Raw genomic sequence first — 19,212 nt, 5'->3', positions numbered from 1 at the left:
TTGCGCCACTACGCGTCCGACGCGGATCAGTCCTCCGGCATCAGAAGTCGCAGCGCCGGTTGCCCTTTCCGGACAGTCGGATAGGTCGCCTCCACCACCTCCACCCGCCACCCTGGCGGCAGCACCCGCCGCAATTGGCCCGCCGCACGCTGCATGGGGGTGCTGGTCACCGAAGAGTCGGTATCGGACAACTCATTCACCAGGAAGTCATCGAGCCGCGTATCAGCCATGCGGGGATCTACCTTTCGAAGAGCTATGGAATAGCGACCGACCGAAGTGGTGGAGAAAGGTGTTCTGACCCGAGCATAGGCCACCGCCGGGCAACCGAGATTTCAAACCGCGTATTGCCTCGCCGGTAACAAGGGTGCTTAGAAACTGAGGGGTCCAATTTCAAAGAAAATCCCGGCCAGCGGGACGATTGCCCACCGGGACGCGGACAAGTCAGGGCGCAAAACTGTAACGTGTTCTCATGGAGTACCAGAGTCTGTTCATCGGTGGCCGCTGGACCGCGCCGGCCGGCCCCGACACCCTGCCCGTCGTCTCGCCCGCAACCTTGGAAACCGTCGGCAGCGTGCCTGTCGTCACCCGCGCCGACGTGGACGCCGCGGTCGCCGCCGCCCGCCGGGCCTTCGACAGCGGACCCTGGCCCGCCACCCCGCCGGAGGAACGCGCCGCCCTGCTCTCCCGCGCCGTCGCGCTGCTGGACCAGAAGTCCGGGGACATCGCCAACGCGCTCTCCGCCGAGACCGGTGCGCCGCCGATGGCCGCCAGCACCCTCAACTACGTCTCCGGCCGCGCCACCCTCGACTACTACGCCGGCCTCGGGAAGTCCTTCCCCTGGACCGAGACCCGCACCGGCCTGTTCGGCACCACCCGCGTCTCGCGCGAACCGGTCGGCGTGGTCGCCGCCGTCATCGCCTGGAACGTGCCCATCTTCCTGGCCATCAACAAGCTCGCCCCCGCCCTGCTCGCCGGGTGCAGCGTGGTCCTCAAGCCCGCGCCGCTGACCCCGCTGGCCGCCAACCTGCTGGCCGACATCTTCGCCGAGGCCGGACTGCCCGAAGGCGTGCTCTCGGTGCTGCCCGCCGAGGCCGACGCCTCCGAGTACCTGGTCTCGCACCCCGGCGTCGACAAGGTGACCTTCACCGGCAGCTCCGCCGTCGGCCGCAAGATCGCGAGCATCGCGGGCAGCCAGCTCAAGCGGTGTTCGCTGGAACTCGGCGGCAAGTCGGCCGCCATCCTGCTGCCCGACATGAACATCGAGGACATGCCGAAGCTGGCCTTCTCCGGCCTGATGAACAGCGGCCAGGCCTGCGTGGCCCAGACCCGCATCCTCGCCCCCCGCGGCCGCTACGACGAGATCCTCGAGGCCCTCACCGCATCGGTGGACCTGTTCCCGATGGGCCTGCCCGACGATCCGGCCGCCCAGCTCGGCCCGCTCATCTCGAAGGCGCAGCGCGAACGCGTCGAGGGCTACATCGCCAAGGGCAAGGACGAGGGCGCGCGCCTGATCCGCGGCGGCGGCCGCCCCGACGACCTGCCCGGCTGGTACGTCCAGCCCACCGTCTTCGCCGACGTGGACAACGCCATGACCATCGCCCGTGAAGAGATCTTCGGCCCGGTCCTGTCGGTCCTCCCGTACGACACCGAGGAGGAGGCCATCGCGATCGCCAACGACAGCGACTACGGCCTCGCCGGTTCGGTGTGGACCGCCGACGTCGAGCACGGCGCGACCGTCGCCGCGAAGGTCCGCACCGGCACCTACGCCATCAACTGGTACGCCTTCGACGCGTGCGCGCCCTTCGGCGGCTACAAGACCTCCGGCATCGGCCGCGAGAACGGCCCCGAGGGCCTCGACGCCTATTGCGAGACCAAGTCCCTGCTCCTGCCCATGGGGTACGGCGCGTAACCAGCCGAACAAGAAACGGCTCGCCCGCACAATCCGTGCGGGCGAGCCGTTTTCGCTTATCGGGGGCGTGGGAGGTGAGATCCCCGCCCCATGGTGTGGGTGTGGGGGGCGGAGCCCCCACGACCGGCTGTCACGCCAAGCGCTGCTTGAGCGCCTCGAACTCGTCGCGCAGGCCCGAAGGCAGCTTGTCACCGATGAACTGGAACCACTCCTCGATCGAGGGCAGCTCGTTCCGCCACTCCTCGACGTTGACCGCGAGGGCCTCGTCGACGTCGGCGGCGGTCACGTCGAGGCCCTCGAGGTCGAGGTTCGCCGCGACCGGCACATTGCCGATCGGGGTGGCGATGGCCTCGGAGCGGCCCTCGATGCGGCCGACGATCCACTCCAGCACACGGGAGTTCTCACCGAATCCGGGCCACAGGAAGCGGCCGTCGTCGCCACGGCGGAACCAGTTGACGTAGAAGATCTTCGGCAGCGCCTGGGCGTCGGCGTTCTTGCCGAGGGTGATCCAGTGGTTCAGGTAGTCACCCACGTGGTAGCCCATGAACGGCAGCATGGCCATCGGGTCGCGGCGGACGGTGCCGACCTTGCCCTCGGCGGCGGCGGTCTGCTCGGAGCCCACGGTCGAGCCCATGAACACGCCGTGCTGCCAGTCGAAGGACTCGGTCACCAGCGGGATGGTGGTCTTGCGGCGACCGCCGAACAGGATGGCCGAGATCGGCACGCCCTGCGGGTCGTCCCACTCGGGGGCCAGGGTCGGGCACTGCGACATCGGGGTGCAGTAGCGCGAGTTCGGGTGCGCGGCGAGGGTTTCCGACTCGCGCTCGTACCAGTCGTTGCCCTTCCAGTCGACGAGGTGGTCCGGAGTGCCCTCGAGGCCCTCCCACCACACGTCGTTGTCGTCGGTGAGGGCGACGTTGGTGTAGACGGTGTTGCCGGCCTCCATGGTGGCCATGGCGTTCGGGTTCGAGCTGCGGTTGGTGCCGGGGGCGACACCGAAGAAGCCGAACTCCGGGTTGACGGCATATAGTCGGCCGTCCGCGCCGAAGCGCATCCACGCGATGTCGTCACCGAGGGTCTCGGCGCGCCAGCCCGGGATGGTCGGCTGGATCATGGCGAGGTTGGTCTTGCCACAGGCCGACGGGAACGCCGCGGCGATGTAGTAGGCCTTGTTCTCGGGCGAGATCAGCTTGAGGATCAGCATGTGCTCGGCCAGCCAGCCCTCGTCGTGCGCCATGGCCGAGGCGATGCGCAGCGAGTAGCACTTCTTGCCCAGCAGCGCGTTGCCGCCGTAACCCGAACCGTAGGACCAGATCTCGCGGTCCTCGGGGAAGTGGGTGATGTACTTGGTGTCGTTGCACGGCCACGGCACGTCGGCCTGGCCCTCGGCGAGCGGCGCGCCGACGGAGTGCAGGGCCTTCACGAAGGGGCGGTCGGTGCCCAGCTTCTCGAGGGCGGCCTGGCCGGCGCGGGTCATCACGCGCATGGAGACCACGACGTACTCGGAGTCGGTGATCTCGACGCCCAGCTTGGGGTCCTCGGCGCCGAGCGGGCCCATGCAGAAGGGCACCACATACATGGTGCGGCCCTTCATGGAGCCGCGGTACAGCTCGGTCATGGTGGCGCGCATCTCGGCCGGGTCGACCCAGTTGTTGGTCGGACCGGCGTCGGCCTCGTTCTTGGAGCAGATGTAGGTGCGCGATTCGACGCGGGCCACATCGGAGGGGTCGGAGAGCGCCAGGTACGAGTTGGGCTTCTTCGACTCGTTCAGCTTCTTGAAGGTGCCGGCGGCGACCAGCTGCTCGGAGAGACGGGCCGCTTCCTCTTCGGACCCATCCGACCAGACCACGCGGTCGGGCTGGGTGAGTTCTGCGACCTCCTGTACCCAGGCAAGCAGTTCCTTGTGCTCGGTGGGCGCGGTGCCATCGTGAAGACCAGGAATGGTCGCTGAGGTCATGAAAACTCTCCTGAGATGGGCGGCCCCGATGAACATCGAGCCGAGGAGCGCGGCTCGCGACACCGAGTGCCACCAATTGCGGCAAGGCTCCCGTCGGTCCCGCACGCGTGCCCATACCGGCTGGACGCACGTACAGGAACTCGGCGGATGCCCTGGTTCCTGCCATAGAGGTTAACGCCATATATCGCGCTGTACGGAATCGGGTTGTCCAGTCGGTACCGGGTCGAAACCTCCGACCAGCCGCTATACGAATTCGAGTGCGACCAGGTCACGTTCGCATGCCTGCACGAGCGCGGGTCGCCGCTGCGCCGCGTGCCGCAATTGCGCCTCCAATTCACCAACCCGCAAATCGGTTTCGACCATGCGGGCGGCGGCGCTGCCGAGCACCTCGTCGGTGAGCCGTTCCTCGGCGTCCACCAGGGCGGTGGCGACCCGCTGTTCCAGTCCCGCGCGGGCGTCGACCAGTGCGTCGGCGACCCATTGCCGCAGGTGAGCGCCCTCGGCGAGGCGTCGGCGGGCGCGCACCACCCAGCCCGCGCCCGCGGCACCCAGGACCAGACTGATCGGCATGATCGCGTAGTCGAAGGCCTGCAACAGGGCCAGCGGCGTCACCAGCAGCCGCCCCAGCCCGAACCCCGCCGAGGCCCCCAGCACCAGCACCAGGTGGTCTTCCACGCCCCGCAGCCGCGGTCCCGGCGTCGGCGCGGCGCGCGACACCCGGTCCGCAGGGGCGGGAAAAGATATATGCCATTCCTCCGCGACGGATTCCTCGACCTGACGGCACAATTCGCCGATCCGGGACCGAATCGACCGATCCATCTCCTGTGTGAGTTTTTCCACACATTCGCCGACGCGCCGCGGAAATTCTGCGAGCGCATTCCGCGCCAACCCGTCGATCTCATCGCGCAACTCGCCGTGCAGCCCCCGAATCCGCGCCCCGACCTCGTGCAACAGCTCCACCCGAGCCAACTGCGCCCGATTCCGCACCACGCTCATCGCCGCCCCGCGACCCCCGTCCCCCACCGCCAGCAACCGCGCCCTCTCCTCCCGCAACCCCGCCACGTCCCCACCGTCCCGCACCTTCCCCAACTGCCCCCGAATCCGGCGCCGCGTCTCTTCCAGCACCCGCTCGCGCACGATCGCCACCTGATCCCCGACCGCGCCCGCCCCGGCCGCCGCCACCAACCGCGCGTGCAACAACCCCACCCCCGACCGATCCACCAGCGCCGCGTCCCCCGCCGCGCGCCCCACCGCCGCCATCCGCGCCGACACCGGCACGATCTCCTCCCCGCCGCCGCCCGCCTCGGCCAGCAGCTCCACATCCAGCTTCCGCACCTCCCGCCACTCCCGATGCGCGTGAATACCGTCGAGCGCGAACACGATCCGCGTCCCGTCGGCCCGCAACCCTCGCACTCTCCCGATCAGCTCCGCACCGATCAGGGCACCGGCATCGAGCACGACCAGCGCCACCGGGTGCGGTCCGGCCTCCGGCCCGCGGCCGCCATCGCCCGCCGCGCCGACAACGGTGAGGTCGACGCGCGGCCGATACCGGGCCAGTTCCACCCGCAATGCCGCCGCGTGTGATTCGTCACCGCCGATGAGCGCGACCACTTCGGACTCCCGCGGCTGCGGCGTCGCCATCCCGCGCAGCAAGGCCAGCCCGTGCGGATTCCACCGCATGACAACGGCTTCCACGGCCTCCGGCAACACCGCTGCCGCGGCCGCGGTCGGCGGGGCCGCCACCGACCCGCTCGCCTCGGCCGAGTCGTCCACCCGCTCGCGGGTGTCCGCGGGATCCGGACCGGACGGCGAGCAGGAAGTTTCGGAGCCCGGCTGGTCGGCGGGGGCCGTCCGGTCCAGCGGAGGCAGGTCGAGCCGGCCACCGGGAGCGGGGTCCGCCCGTGGAGCGGTCCGAGTCGTGGCCGCCCCCTGATCCGGGTTCGTGGAAACGCGAACCGGTGGCGGCAATGCGAGGCTGCCGACCGCGGCTGCCGACTGGTCCGCACCCGTGAGCTGGATGTCGGCTCGCGCCGCAATGGATTCCGGCTCCGGCGCGACGGAATCGGGACGCGCGGGCGCCGGCTTCCGCTCAGGAAGCGAGGGGTCGGCGGAGCGGTGTGCGGGCATCACCACCGCTGATTCGTTTCCGGCGGTGGGTTCGGCTCGGTGGCCGGCGGATCAGTCGTGGATGCCCGCGGCGACGGCTTCGTAGCGGCGGTGGATTTCGCGGTGGAGGCGGTCGATTCCGCTGGCGCAGTGCAGGATCTGGAGCAGTCGCTGGGCGGGGAGCCCGGGATCGTGACGCAAGGCGGTCAGGGCGCAGGAGACGCCGAAGAGCTCCCAGCGGTCGAGGAGGGCACGCCGGGCTTCGAAGTCGGGGGCGAGGCCCGGGGTGAGGAAGAGGTCGTGGGAGAGGGCCAAGGGCGGGTCCGGGCGGTCGCGGTGGCGGCGCAGGGCGGTCAGGTCGGCGTCGTCGAGCGTGCCCGCCCGGGTGCGCGCGGCCAATGCCGCGACCACGGGGAAGACCGGACGACCGAGGTCGGCGGTGAGCGCCTCCGCGGTGGTGGCGGCGTCGGACCAGCGGACACCGATGGCGTCGGCCTTGTTCAGCGCGATGAGGGTCCGGTCCGTCGGGAGGGTGGCGAGGATGCGCCGGTCGGCGGCGTCGGCCAGACCGGGCAGGACATAGAGGAGAAGGTCGGCGTCGAGGGTGGGGTTCGGGCGGCCGGGGCGGTCGAGCGGGCCGGTTTCCTCGGCGGTGAGCAGGGACAAGGCGCGGCAGAGCGTGGTCTTCCCGGCGCGGGCGCGGCCGGTGACCTGGATGCGCGGCGTTCGCCGGGGCGGCACGCGGGCAGCGTAGCGGGCGGATGCGGAGGTGGGGGCGGAAAACTCTCACGGAACTCACAATCAAGACCGCGCGGTCGGGGACGCGGGCTCGGGAGCACCCCGCGACAGGTGGTGGAAATGGCAACTACCGCAAGGTGAGTCACCGTGCGGTCGTCATCGCGCGTGGTCGCGTCGGCGTGTCCGGTGTGGCGTCCGGCCTGGCAGCCGGATTGATCTTGGCCGTCGGAACCCGTGGTCGATTGCTGCGCCAAGGATCGAATACTGGACAATGGACGCCGTGAACGACGCCGCGAACCCCTCTGCCGAGCCAGCTCCCGGGCCGCGGTCCGCCGACCCCGCCGGTGACCCCGGTCACTCGGAGAACCCCGCCGCCGAGTCGGAGCAGACCGCCGGCCGCGAGCGCCCCGTCGGCGGCAACCGGCTCTATCCCCGGGTCACCAGCTTCCGCGCCCGCCGCGGCGCGGTGTCGCCCACCCGCCAGGATGCCTGGGATCGGGTGTGGCCGGTGATCGGCAAGGACGTGTCCGACGAAAAGCTGGACGCCGACGCCTGGTTCGGCCGTTCGGCCCCGCTGATCATCGAGATCGGCTGCGGCACCGGCACGGCCACCGCGGCCATGGCGCAGGCCGAGCCGGAGTTCAACCTGATCGGCATCGAGGTCTACAAGCCGGGTCTGGCGCAGCTGGTGCAGCGGGTGGAGCGGGAGGGGATCGACAATCTCCGACTGCTGCGCGGCGATGCCGTGGATGTCCTGGAAAATATGATTGCTCCCGAATCGCTGACGGGCGTGCGCGTGTTCTTTCCGGACCCGTGGCCTAAGGCCCGCCATCACAAGCGGCGGCTGTTGCAGCCGGAAACCTTCGCACTCATCGCAAGTCGGCTGATTCCGGGCGGCGTGTTGCACGTCGCGACCGACCACGCGGACTACGCGGAGTGGATCGGCCTGCACGGCAATGCGGAACCCCAGCTCATCGGCATGAACGAGCCCACCGGTGGGGACCCTGACGCGTATCGAAACAAGGCACCGATTGGTTTCGAACGTCCGATTACCAAGTTCGAAAACAAAGGACTCCGCGCGGGTAGCGCCATCACCGAGTTCATCTGGGGGAAGATCGAATCATGAGCGTCAGTGAGATGACCCCGGAGGTCGCGGAAGTTGCCGGAATAATGCACGGCGGCGACTCGACCGGACTACAGGGCACCACCGGGCTCCACGGCAACGCAGCCGTAGCCATTGGCGGCACCGCCACCGACGTACGCCGCGTGCTGTTGGTCTGGGATGCACCGAATCTCGATATGGGCCTGGGCGCCATCCTCGGCGGCCGCCCCACCGCCGCCTACCGCCCGCGCTTCGACGCGCTGGGCCGCTGGCTGCTGGCCCGCACCGCCGAACTGTCGGTGGGCAGCACCACCCGGGTGGAGCCCGAGGCCACCGTCTTCACCAATATCGCCCCCGGCACCGCCGATGTGGTGCGGCCCTGGGTCGAGGCGCTGCGCAATGTCGGCTACGCCGTCTTCGCCAAACCCAAGATCGACGAAGACTCCGACGTGGACAGCGACATGCTCGGCCACATCGAGCTACGCCGCCGCGGCGCCGGACTGGCGGGGATCATGGTGGCCTCCGCCGACGGGCAGGCGTTCCGCGCGCCCCTCGAGGAGATCGCCGCTTCCGGCGTGCCTGTTCAGGTGTTGGGTTTCCGCGAGCACGCGAGTTGGGCCGTCACGTCGGATATTCTCGAATTCATCGACCTCGAGGACATCCCGGGCGTGTTCCGTGAACCGCTGCCCAGGGTCAGCCTCGACTCGCTGCCCGACGAGGGTGCGTGGCTGCAGCCGTTCCGGCCGCTGTCGGCCCTGCTCACCTCCCGCCCCGCTCAAGGAGTCGCTTAGTGTTCACCCGCTGGGGCGACCTGGTCTACAAGCTGCGCTACACCGTCCTGGGTGTGGTCGTCGCCGCACTGCTCTCATTGGGAGCGTTCGGGTTCGGGCTGGAGGACCATCTCAGCTCCAGCGGATGGGACGACCCGACCTCGGAGTCGACCGCGGCCGCGCAGCTCAAGGACAAGGTTTACAACCGCGACCACAACAGCGATGTGGTGCTGCTGTACACCGCGCCCGACGGCGGGACCATCGATGACCCGGCCTGGAATCAGAAGGTCATCGAGTCCCTGAACAACCTGCCCAAGCAGCATCCGGAGATCACGCAGGTCAACGCGTCTCCGTGGCGGACCGAGACCGGTCAGCAGCTGGCGCAGGCCGCGAGCCCGGATCGCAAGCATGCCTTCGCGACCGTCGCCATCAAGGGCGACAACGACACCGAGATCATGCGCAACTACCGGAATGTCAAGAACGCCTTCGACGTTCCGGGCGTGACGGTCGAGGTCGGCGGTATGCAGCCGATCGCGGGCACCCTGAACGACACCATGGCGCAGGACCAGAAGCGCATGGAGATCATCGCGATTCCGGTGGTCGCCGTCCTGCTGTTCTTCATCTTCGGCGGCGTCGTCGCGGCCGCACTGCCGCTGATCATCGGTGGCCTCACCGTGCTCGGCGCGAACGGCATCGTCATGGGGATCACGAAGTTCACCGAGGTGAATTCGTTCGTCTCCCCGGTGGTTTCGATGATCGGCCTGGGCCTGGCCATCGACTACGGCCTGTTCATAGTCAGCCGCTTCCGGGAGGAAGTGGCCGACGGCTACGACACCAAATCGGCGGTGCGGCGCACGGTGCAGACCGCCGGCCGCACGGTCATCTTCTCGGCGACCATGATCATCGCCGCCAGCGCCGGCATGCTGCTGTTCCCGCAGGGCTTCCTGAAGTCCGTGGCCTACGGCACCATCGCGACCGTCGCACTGGCCGCGATCTCCGCGATCACCGTCCTGCCGGCGCTGTTGTCCATTCTCGGGCCGCGCGTGGATGCCCTGGGCCTCAAGCGTTTCCGCAAGGAGAAGACCACCGAGCAGATCGAGAACGGCTTCTGGGGCCGGATGACCGCGTGGGTCATGAAGCACCCGCTGAAGGTGGCCATCCCGATCACCATCGGCCTGCTGCTGCTCATCATCCCGGTGAAGAACCTGCAGTTCGGCGGCATCTCGGAAACCTATCTCCCGCCGGACAATTCGACCCGTCTGGCGCAGCAGCACTTCGACGAAGTGTTCCCGATGCGCAAGTCCGATCCGCTGCAGCTGGTCATCATCACCGACGACTCGCGCAGTGTCGGACCGCTCATCAGCGCGGCCAACGCGGATACGCCCGGCCTGCTGTCCAACGGCAAGTTCCAGATCCCGTCGAAGCCGCCGAACGGCTCCAACGTGTGGGTCTCGGAAGGCCGCCTGGAGAAGGGCGCGGACAAGGCCGCCGCCATCGAGGTGCTGCGCGCCATGGAGGTGCCCGAGGGCGTCGACATGATGGTCACCGGCCAGCCCGCCATCGAACAGGATTCGATCAGCGCGCTGCTGGACCGCATGCCATTGATGATCGCGCTGGTGGTGCTGGTGACCACCATCCTGATGTTCCTCACCTTCGGCTCGCTGGTGCTGCCCATCAAGGCGGCGCTGATGAGCGCGCTCGGCCTGGGGTCCACGCTCGGCATCCTGACCTGGATCTTCATCGACGGTCACGGCGCGGGTCTGTTGAACTTCACGCCGCAGCCGATCATGTCGCCGGTGCTGGTGCTGATCATCTCCGTGGTCTACGGCCTGTCCATCGACTACGAGGTGTTCCTGCTCTCCCGCATGGTGGAGTCGCGCACGCAAGGCGCGAGCACCACCGAGGCGGTGCGCGCGGGCACCGCGCAGACCGGCCGCATCATCACCGCGGCCGCGCTCATCCTGCTGGTCGTCACGGGCGCGTTCGCGTTCTCCGACCTGGTGATGATGCAGTACATCGCCTACGGCATGGTGTCGGCGCTGTTCATCGACGCGACCGTGCTGCGCATGCTGCTGGTCCCGGCCACCATGAAACTGCTCGGCGACGACTGCTGGTGGGCGCCCAAGTGGATGAAGAAGGTTCAGCAGAAGATCGGCCTGGGCGAGCCCATCCTCGACGATGAGCGGCCCGGCGGCGGCGAGGTGGTGGACCTGGTCAAGACCACCCCGATCACCGACCCGGTCACCATGCAGATCCCGATCGTCTCCGACGGTTCCACGCCCGCGCGCCCGCGCAAGCCGCGCCCGCGCCGCACCGTCGACGTGGACAGCGAGGCCCCGACCCAGCGCATCGACACGGTGACGCCGGCCGAGTCCACGCCGCCCGCCGACAACACGCCGCAGCCGCCGGAGAACACCGCGCAGCAGGTGGAGAACGCCGCGCCCGCGCCGGAACCGGAGCGCCCCCGGACCGGATTCCCGTCCGCCACCACGCGTCCCGGCTTCGGCGTCACGCCGTCGACCACCGCGCCCCCAGCCTTCGCCAAGCCCACCGGAATCACCGAACCCAGCACCGAGGCGACCTTCAGCCCGCCGGTGGAGACCTTCGGGACCGCGTCGGAGAGCTATGGCGCGCCCGCGGAGTCGGTTCCGCCGCTGGCCCCACGCCGGGTGATCAGTGCGGCCGCCGCGGAAGCGCCGACCACCGAACTCGGTTCCGTCCCGCCGGTCGCCCCGGCCGGACCCGCCGAGTCCGCCGCGCCCCGCGGTCCGGTGACCCCGATCGGCGACTTCGCCTCGCCCGCACGCGGTTCCGCCCCCGGTCTGCCGCAGCGCAAGCCCGAACAGCCCGCCGCGCCCACCGAGAGCCAGGCGTACGGCCAGGACGTGAGTGTCACGCCCCCGCCCGCCCCGGTCACGCCGGCCAGTTCGGTGCCGTCGATCTCGCAGCCCGCACCGCCGGTCACCCCGGTGCCGCAGCCCGAGGCGACACCACCCGCGTCCACGGTCGGGTCGGAGCGGGTGCTGCCGCCGCCCGTGCCGAAGATCGCGCCGCATCCGGCCACCCGGGCCCAGCTGTACCAGCCGCAGCCGGAGGGCGAGCAGCCCGCGCCGGAAGCCGCTCCCGCGGAACATCATCCGGCGCATCACGCGGCCGGTGAGCAGCCCGAGGACGGCGGCGGGCGCAGCAGCATCGAGCAGTGGATGTCGGATCTGCGCACCTCCCGTCGTCGTCCCGGCAAGCCGGAGGAGGACGACGCCAAGCACCGCGGTGGTGAGGGGCAGCAGGTGAGCGTCAACGAACTGCTGCGTCGCCAGAACAACGACTGACGCGATACGACGCGGGAGGCCCGGCCGAATCCTCGGCCGGGCCTTCGTTTTCCACCGCTCTAGGTGCGTGCGTTCAGATCGGCGAAGGCCCGCGCGTAGCGGGTGCCGACCATCAGCAGCAGCACACCCACCACCAGGAACGCCGCCGCGCGCAGCAGGCCCGCCAGGGTCGCCAGGTCGAACAGGAACAGCTTGGCCAGGGCCGCGCCGGTGAGCAGCAGGCCCGCCACCAGCGCCACCTTCGCCTGCGGCGACCTGCGCGAGAGACGGCGCAGACCGAACAGCAGGGCTGCGGTGGCCGCGGCCATCCAGATCACCGTGGCGATGCCGTGTCCGGCGAGGAACCCGTCGCGGCTGCCGGTGGCGACGCCGAGCGAGACGGTCAGGGCGGTCACCGCGTACAGCCCGCCGATCCCGGCGAACACCGACAGGACGGTGGCGTCGGACTCCCGGTCGAGCAGACCCAGACGACGCGCGGTCCAGGCCGCGACCGCCAGCACCGCGAGCAGGAACACCGCCGACAGCGCGGTCGAAATACCCAGGTGCGCTTCGGCTTCCGCCTGCCCCGCCAGCGTGGCCGGGTCGGCGCGGAACAGGAACACGAGCGCCCCCAGCCCGCCGTAGGCCGCGCCGAGCGCCGCCGCGAACCGCGACCGCTGCTGTCCGGCCACCGCCAGGAAGCCCATGGCGACCACGAACAGCGCCGTCGGCAGCGTCCGCACCTCGGTCACGCCGACACACGCCTCGAGCAGCGCGACCGCGCCGGCCAGCGCGGACACCGCCGCCAGGTGCCCCGGAATACGCGCGGCAGCACCGAGTTTCGGCACCCACGGCACCGCCGCGACCAGCAGCAGCACCGCCGCGACCGCACCGGCCACCACCGTCGGCCCGGTACGCCCGGAGAACAGCACGGGCGCGGCCAGCATGGGTACGGTCGCCGCCCCGAAGCTCAGGCTCGCGGTCACGTCACCCGCCCGCAGCCGCCCGGCGAGCACCGCACCGGCCAGCCCGGTCACCGCGATGACGATCGCGGCGGCCAGCGCCTGATACCGGTCCGGGCCCGCGCCCGCATCGAGGGCCGTGCCGACCACCGCGAGCAGGGTCACCAGCACCGCCGGAATCGTCCGAATCACGTGCAGCCACGGCCAATCCCGCACCAACTGCACCGGCAGGGCGGCGATCTGCAACACGATCAGGAAGCCGACGAGAAGCATCAACTCGGTCGACACGAACGGCGCGAGCACCGCCGCCCCGGCGGTGACCAGCACGGCCAGACCCTGGGAGTTCCACCGCATGGCGAGCGCCATGCCCCCGGCCGCGATCCCGAATGCCACCACGTACCCGACAATGGGATCCAGCCACCGGTACATCGTGGTCATGGCGACGACATCCAGATATCCCCCGGCGATACCGGTGGCCGCCAATGCGATTCCCCCGACCCGGCCCCCCGGCTCGGCGAACACTCGCGCCCCGACCCCCACCAGAGCGGCCGAGAACAGTCCACCGGCAACAACTCTCGGCACCGGCCCGAAGAACCCGGCCTGCGCCGCCAGCACCAGCAGCATGACCACGCCGATCAACGTGACCGCCACCCCGGCCACGGCCAGCACCCGGCTGATCACACCTTCCCGCTGCCACCACGGCTCCCGCACCGGCCGCCCGGCCACCACGCGCCGCTGCTGCGGTAACCCGGGCATCGGCGACAGCGGCTGCGCACCCGGACCGGCCCAGCCCGGCCCAGCCGCGCCTACCGGACCTGGGACAGGCTGCGCCCCAGGCATTCCCATCGGACCCGACGGCGGGATCCAACCGGAGGCGGGTGGGATCGGCGCACCCGGCACCCCGGGCATTCCGATACCTGACGAGGGCGGCTGCCCCCACCCGGCCGCCGGACCAGCGCCGGGCGCTCCCGGGGTCGGAACCCCCTGCTGCGCAGGCCATCCCGGCACGCCCACGGGTGACTGCCCCCATATGGGCGCGGCCCCGGCCGGGCCGGACCCCGGCGCACTCCAGGCCAGAACCTCCTGCCCCGTCGGAACCGTCCCCTGAACCGGCAGTCCGCCCTGCTCAGCAGCGGCAACTTCATCGAGTGTGCCCGGAACGCCCTGGTCCGTCCGCCGTTCCGTGACCGAGACGGTCGAAGGGGCCTCAGAACTGCCCGCTCCGGCAACGCCCGTACCGGTCGCGGTCTGTGCCGCGGTGCGCATGGTTTCGGCGAGAACCTGCGTGTGCAGGGTGTCGAGGTCGCGGCCGAGGATGTTCAGGTGCTCGCCGAGCGAGGTGAATTCGGTCGACAGCCGCGCGATCAGGCGGGGATCGATGGCGGGATTCATGCCCGCAATGCTCCCGACCTGGAGGTTCTGCCACATGAGTAGAAACACCCGGGTGCCGGGCGATTACTACGCGAGTCGCAGTCGAGCGGTCAAGCGGAGTGGGCGGCCGCGCGCGCGATGGTCGCGGTGATCTCGGCGGTGATCAGGTCGGGCGCTTCCAGCATGGGGACGTGGCCCAGGTCCGGCAGCGGCCGGATCTGCACGGCCGCGGTGGGGGTGAGGGGCGCGTAGACGTGCGGCGGCAGCACCCGGTCGTGTTCGGGCAGCAGGATCGTGGTGGGGACGTCGAGCTCGGCGAGGCCGGTGAAGCCCACCGGCAGCTCGGGGTCGGTCGCGAGGTCGTCGACGATGGCGCATTCGGTGATGGCCGCGGTCATGGCCTTGGCGAGCGGGTTCGGCACGGCGGCGGGCCGGTAGGCGAGCAGCGGCAACAGCAGGCTGCGCAGCAGGGACGGCATGGTCGGCTGCTGGCCGGGGCCCAGCCCGATGAGCGGCCCGAAGGCACGGAACCGGCGCAGCAGCGAATCCGCGGCGGCCGGGGTGCGCCACAGTCCGGCGGGCGCGATGGCGGTGCAGGAGCGGGCCCGGCCGCGGGCGGCGAGTTCCAGGGCGATCCAGCCGCCCAGCGAGTTGCCCGCGATATGGACGGTGTCCCAACCGGATTCGTCGAGCAGCCGTTCGCAGTGGTCGACCAGGGCGGTCACGGTGGCGGGACGCGCCGCCTCGGGTCCGCCCCAGTGCCCGGGCAGGGTGGGGGCGAGCACGGTGTGGCTCGCGGCCAGGTCGTCGAGCACGCCGCCCCAGGACTGCCAGGTGAGCAGGACGCCGTGCAACAGCAGCAGCGGTTCGCCGCGGCCGGTTCGATGCACTGCCTCGGGGGCCGGGACGCCTTCCACCATGGGCGTGACCCTACCGTCCGGCTCCGGCTCCCGCCGACCGGTTCACGCCCCGTTGAGGAAGCGCTTCCAGTTGGTCCCGAACGGGTGCTTGGCGGTGACGGAGCTGAATCGCAGGCTCCCGCGCACGATGATGTGCAACGGACCCATCGGCGGCCCGCTGCGCACCTTGGTGTTGGCGCTGGACCCGATCAGGTCGATGGCATTGAGATCCACGGTCGCCTCGGCGGGCAGGATGAGTTCCAGCGAGCTGCAGGTGTCGTTCACGTGGATCTCCACCACCTGGGTGGACATGACGGCCTGGGTGAAGTCCAGGTGCACGCTGCCCATCATGCTGTTCAGCACGAGGCTGGGCGGCACGTGCCAGACGCCCCTGCGATGCACGCTCGACATGCGCGCGCGAATCACATTGCCGGGCATGGGTTGCGGCAGACGCGGCGGCCCGCTCACGAATCGGGGCTGCGGCGCCACGTAATGCGGCGCGGCGGGGGCGGGCTGCCCGACCAGCCGGACCCCCGGCAGATCGATCAGCACCGCGTTGAGTTCGCCGCGGGTCTTGGCCGCGAGCGCGGTGTCCATGCGCTCGGTGAATTCCCCCAGCGACAGCATGCCCAGCCCGACCGCTCGCTGCAGCAGCCGGCCGACATGTTCGCGTTCTACATCAGATACCCGTAGATCCCGGTCGCCGATCACGGTGCCGGTCTCGAGCGCGGAAACCGCTTCAGGACCTCCCATGTCTTCGAGGCTAGCGAGCCCGGACCGGTCACCGCATCAGGGCAATCCCTGAACCGCTCCCCTACTCGAGGCCCTGTTCGATGGCGTACCGGGTCAGTTCGACGCGATTGCCGAGCTGGAGTTTGCGCAGCGTGGACTGCACGTGGTTCTCGACGGTGCGGTGGCTCAGCCCCAGCCGGGTGGCGATCTGCCTGGCGGACAAGCCTTTCGCCACCATCCGCAGCACTTCGGTCTCGCGGTCGGTGAGCGCGGGCCGGTGGGGTTCGTCGCGGTCGGCGGGGGTGCTGGCGATGCGGCGGAATTCGCCGAGGACCAGTCCGGCGAGGCCGGGGGTGAATACCGCCTGGCCGGCGGCGGTGGCGTGCACCGCGTCGAGGAGTTCGGTGGCCGAGGCGCTCTTGACCAGGTAGCCGGTGGCCCCGGCCTTGATGGCGTCGAGCACGTCGTCGCGTTCGGCCGACGCGGACAGCACCAGCACCCGGGTGCGCGGGGAGACCCGCAGCACCTCGGCGGTGGCGTCGGCGCCGTTGCCGTCGGGGAGCTGCATGTCCATCAGCACGACGGCCGGGCGGACGGCGGCGGCGCGGGCTCCGGCCGAGCGCACGCCGTCGGCGGTGGCGACCACGTCGAACCCGGCCTCGGCCAGGTCGCGGGCGACGCCGTCGCGCCAGATCGGGTGGTCGTCGACCACCATCACGGTGATCCGGTCCGCCACTTCGCTCATGTCCGCCTCCGCTCTCATTGTGGCCGTTCGACGGGAATCCGGAACTCCCATTCCGCGCCCGCCCCCTCGTCGCCGTCCTCGGGTACCGCCTCGAACAGCAGCTGCGCGGTGCCGCCGAGCGCGGCGACCCGGCCGATGATGGAGCGCGAAACACCCATGCGCCCTTGCCCTTCGGCCTCCGCGAGCCGCCCGGGCGGAATACCCGGACCGTCGTCGCGCACGCTCACGACGATCTCGTCACCCATATCCTCCAGCAGCACATAGGCTTTCGCGCCCGGTCCGGCGTGCTGGACCACATTCGCCAAGGCGGCGGCGACGGCCGCGGCGACCTCGCGGGCCGCCCAGTGCCCGAGCAGCACCGGATCGCCGGGCGTGGAGACGAAGACGGACGGCGTGGTCTGCGCGGTGAGCAGCGGCCGCAGGTCCTCGTCCACCCCGCTGACGTCGGCGGGTTCGCCCTGTTCGGAGATGAGCACCCGCAGCGCGACCTCCTGCTCCCCCGCCCGCTGCGCCAGTTCCGCTGTCGGCCCGCCGATCTCGTTCCCGCGCCGCTTGATGTAGCTGAGCACCTGGAGGACGCCGTCGTGCACCTGGCGGGCCAGCCGTTCGCGTTCCTGGGCGGCGGCGGTGAGCCGGATGGCCCGCTGGAGCTGCGCGTGGGCGCGGCGGGCGGTGTTGGAGGCCAGGCCCAGGGCCAGGCCCACCGAGATCAGCACCGGCAGCGTGGCGTCGCGCCAGACATCGACATCCCATTGGGCGCGGGCGGTGATGACGGCGGCGGAGACCAGCAGCCCCGAGCAGATGCCGCCGAACGGTCCCCACAGGATCGCCGCGGAGACCACGGCATTGGCGGCCCACAGCGTGGTGGGCAGGGTCTGGTGGCCGTGGTACCAGTCGTACGGCGCGACCAGCCGGGTGGCGAAGATGAGGGCGATCACCACCACGTGGTCGCCGATCACCACACCGGTGCGCACCCGCGGCTCGTGGCGGATCCGCCACTGCGACAACAGGATCGCGGAAATGCCCGACCACACCGCCATGACGGCGATCAGCGCCCAGCTCAGCCGCTGATTGGTGTAGTGCGGCACCGAGGCGATCTGCTGGCCGACCGCGTACAGCAGGGTGACCAGCCGGAACGCCTGCACCGCCCGCCACAGCGGCGCGGTCGCCCCCCAGGCGGGATCGGGTTCAGGCCCCGGTGTCACCCTCGGTCCCCGGTGTCGCCGTTCCGCCCGCGGGCTTCGGAGCGGGGATCGCCGGGCGCTCGTCGGCGGCCGCCGGCAGCGGGATCTTGTACCGGTCGGGGTCGGGCCGGTCGGGTTCGGCGCTGAACATCGGTTTGTCCGGGTCGCCGCTGTGCAGCTCCTGATAGAGCTCCTGCGGCGAATCGGCGAGCAGCGAGCGGATGGCGGTATTGAGCACCGCTACGAACGGGACCGCCAGCAGGCCGCCCGCCAGCCCGGCCAGCACCACGCCCGCCGCGATGGCCAGCACCACGGCCAGCGGGTGGATGCGCACCGCGCGGCCCATCAGCAACGGTTGCAGCACATGGCCTTCCAGCTGCATGACCGCCACCGTGATGCCCAGCACGATGAGCGCGGTGACCAGGCCCTTGGTCATGAGGGCGATGAACACCGCCACCGAGCCGGCGATGAACGAACCCACGATGGGGATGAACGCGCCGATGAAGACCAGCGAGGCCAGCGGAAGCGCCAGCGGCACATTGAGAATGGCCAGGCCGGCGCCGATGCCGATGGCGTCCACGGCCGCCACCAGCACGGTGGCGCGGACGAAGCCGGTGAGGGTGCCGAAGCCGAGCCGTCCGGCAGCCCGCACCCGCGCCCGGTGCGCGGTCGGGACGATGCGGGTGCAGAACTCCCAGATCTGGTCGCCGCCGTAGAGGAAGAAGATGAGGATGAACAGCGTCAGGAACGCGCCGGTGAAGAATTCGCCGATGACGGTGGCGGTGGTGAGCGCCCCGCTGGTGAGCGCGTCCTTGTTGGATTCGACGGTCTTGACGATGGTGTCGCCGGCGTTGCGGATCTGATCGTTGCTCAGGTGCAGCGGCCCGTTGATCAGCCAGTCCTGCACCTGGTGCACGGAGGTCTTGAACTCGTCGGACAGCTGCGGCACACCGGAGACGAACTGTTCCACGACGAAGGTCATGATCCCGGCCAGGATCCCGAGCGACCCGATCAGCGCGACCAGCACCCCGATGGCCCGCGGCACCCCGAACCGCTGCATCCAATTGACCAGCGGCGCCATCAGAGCCGCGCCCAGCAGCGCGATGGAAATCGGAATCGTCACCGTGGACAGCCGCCGTGCCAGATACGCGACCGCGACCACCGCCGCGAGAATGAGGAGCAGCCGCCAGCTCCATTCCGCGGTCTGCCGGACGAGCGGGTGCACAGCCTCCGCGTCGCGCCGCCGTACTCCGCCGGGCTCGTCGGATCTGCTGGACAGTGCCTGCTCCTCGCTCACACCGGCGAGCCTACTGTGCCCGCACGGCTCCCGGTCCTAGGCGCGTGTCGGGAAACACCGTTCCGACCTGCCTATCTCAGGCGATTCCATGGAGGTTCGCGGCGCGTCTCGTTCTGGACCGACGAGACCTCC

14 protein-coding genes are annotated in these 19,212 nt (G+C 70.4%); 4 read left to right on the top strand and 10 right to left on the bottom strand.

The window, feature by feature from the left end; translation table 11 throughout:
• Nucleotides 1-26: 26 nt before the first annotated feature.
• Complete coding sequence (locus ACFYTS_RS16995; RefSeq protein ID WP_357274516.1) at nt 27-230, bottom strand: hypothetical protein; 204 nt, start codon at nt 228-230, stop codon at nt 27-29.
• 239 nt (nt 231-469) lie between these two features.
• On the opposite strand from ACFYTS_RS16995, the gene ACFYTS_RS16990 reads away from it, so the two are divergent.
• Nucleotides 470-1,909, top strand: coding sequence for an aldehyde dehydrogenase (locus ACFYTS_RS16990; RefSeq protein ID WP_387305088.1), 1,440 nt, complete (start codon nt 470-472; stop codon nt 1,907-1,909).
• Between the two features lie 130 nt (nt 1,910-2,039).
• Here the strand turns inward: ACFYTS_RS16990 and ACFYTS_RS16985 are convergent, their stop codons facing one another.
• From ACFYTS_RS16985 to ACFYTS_RS16975, 3 genes are all read right to left on the bottom strand, one after another.
• A complete protein-coding gene (locus ACFYTS_RS16985) occupies nt 2,040-3,866 on the bottom strand; it encodes a phosphoenolpyruvate carboxykinase (GTP) (RefSeq protein WP_357274520.1) in 1,827 nt (608 codons plus the stop codon).
• Between the two features lie 243 nt (nt 3,867-4,109).
• Nucleotides 4,110-5,993 carry a hypothetical protein gene (locus tag ACFYTS_RS16980; RefSeq protein WP_387305179.1) on the bottom strand — a complete coding sequence of 628 codons (1,884 nt, stop codon included), beginning with the start codon at nt 5,991-5,993 and terminating at the stop codon, nt 4,110-4,112.
• 51 nt (nt 5,994-6,044) lie between these two features.
• Nucleotides 6,045-6,713 (bottom strand): GTPase domain-containing protein, encoded by a 669-nt coding sequence (locus tag ACFYTS_RS16975; protein WP_387305085.1) that lies wholly within the window; start codon nt 6,711-6,713, stop codon nt 6,045-6,047.
• Nucleotides 6,714-6,981: 268 nt separating this feature from the next.
• Between ACFYTS_RS16975 and trmB the strand changes: the two genes are divergently transcribed.
• From trmB to ACFYTS_RS16960, 3 genes are read left to right on the top strand one after another with little or no spacing between them, the layout of a single operon-like run.
• Nucleotides 6,982-7,836 carry a tRNA (guanosine(46)-N7)-methyltransferase TrmB gene (trmB, locus tag ACFYTS_RS16970; RefSeq protein ID WP_387305083.1) on the top strand — a complete coding sequence of 285 codons (855 nt, stop codon included), beginning with the start codon at nt 6,982-6,984 and terminating at the stop codon, nt 7,834-7,836.
• Nucleotides 7,833-8,603 carry an NYN domain-containing protein gene (locus ACFYTS_RS16965; protein ID WP_357094131.1) on the top strand — a complete coding sequence of 257 codons (771 nt, stop codon included), beginning with the start codon at nt 7,833-7,835 and terminating at the stop codon, nt 8,601-8,603. The genes trmB and ACFYTS_RS16965 overlap by 4 nt, the downstream gene beginning before the upstream one ends.
• Nucleotides 8,603-11,911 (top strand): MMPL family transporter, encoded by a 3,309-nt coding sequence (locus tag ACFYTS_RS16960; protein WP_387305081.1) that lies wholly within the window; start codon nt 8,603-8,605, stop codon nt 11,909-11,911. Before ACFYTS_RS16965 ends, ACFYTS_RS16960 begins: the two co-directional genes overlap by 1 nt.
• 59 nt (nt 11,912-11,970) lie before the next feature.
• Here the strand turns inward: ACFYTS_RS16960 and ACFYTS_RS16955 are convergent, their stop codons facing one another.
• From ACFYTS_RS16955 to ACFYTS_RS16930, 6 genes are all read right to left on the bottom strand, one after another.
• A complete protein-coding gene (locus ACFYTS_RS16955; protein ID WP_387305078.1) occupies nt 11,971-14,244 on the bottom strand; it encodes a DUF2339 domain-containing protein in 2,274 nt (757 codons plus the stop codon).
• A gap of 89 nt (nt 14,245-14,333) precedes the next feature.
• A complete protein-coding gene (locus ACFYTS_RS16950) occupies nt 14,334-15,143 on the bottom strand; it encodes an alpha/beta fold hydrolase (RefSeq protein WP_387305076.1) in 810 nt (269 codons plus the stop codon).
• A gap of 42 nt (nt 15,144-15,185) precedes the next feature.
• Nucleotides 15,186-15,830, bottom strand: a complete 645-nt coding sequence (locus ACFYTS_RS16945; protein WP_357275863.1) for a DUF1707 domain-containing protein — start codon at nt 15,828-15,830, stop codon at nt 15,186-15,188.
• Nucleotides 15,831-15,936: 106 nt separating this feature from the next.
• A complete protein-coding gene (locus ACFYTS_RS16940; protein ID WP_387305073.1) occupies nt 15,937-16,599 on the bottom strand; it encodes a response regulator in 663 nt (220 codons plus the stop codon).
• 14 nt (nt 16,600-16,613) lie between these two features.
• Nucleotides 16,614-17,804: a MacS family sensor histidine kinase gene (gene macS / locus ACFYTS_RS16935; protein ID WP_357274536.1), complete on the bottom strand. Its 1,191-nt coding sequence runs from the start codon at nt 17,802-17,804 to the stop codon at nt 16,614-16,616.
• Complete coding sequence (locus ACFYTS_RS16930; RefSeq protein ID WP_387305069.1) at nt 17,788-19,080, bottom strand: AI-2E family transporter; 1,293 nt, start codon at nt 19,078-19,080, stop codon at nt 17,788-17,790. Before ACFYTS_RS16930 ends, macS begins: the two co-directional genes overlap by 17 nt.
• Nucleotides 19,081-19,212: the final 132 nt, after the last annotated feature.

The organism is Nocardia sp. NPDC004151 (genome assembly GCF_042874235.1).
GTDB lineage: Bacteria > Actinomycetota > Actinomycetes > Mycobacteriales > Mycobacteriaceae > Nocardia.
The sequence above is the reverse complement of the archived record's forward strand: the minus strand, read 5'-3'. Positions and strand labels throughout refer to the sequence as shown.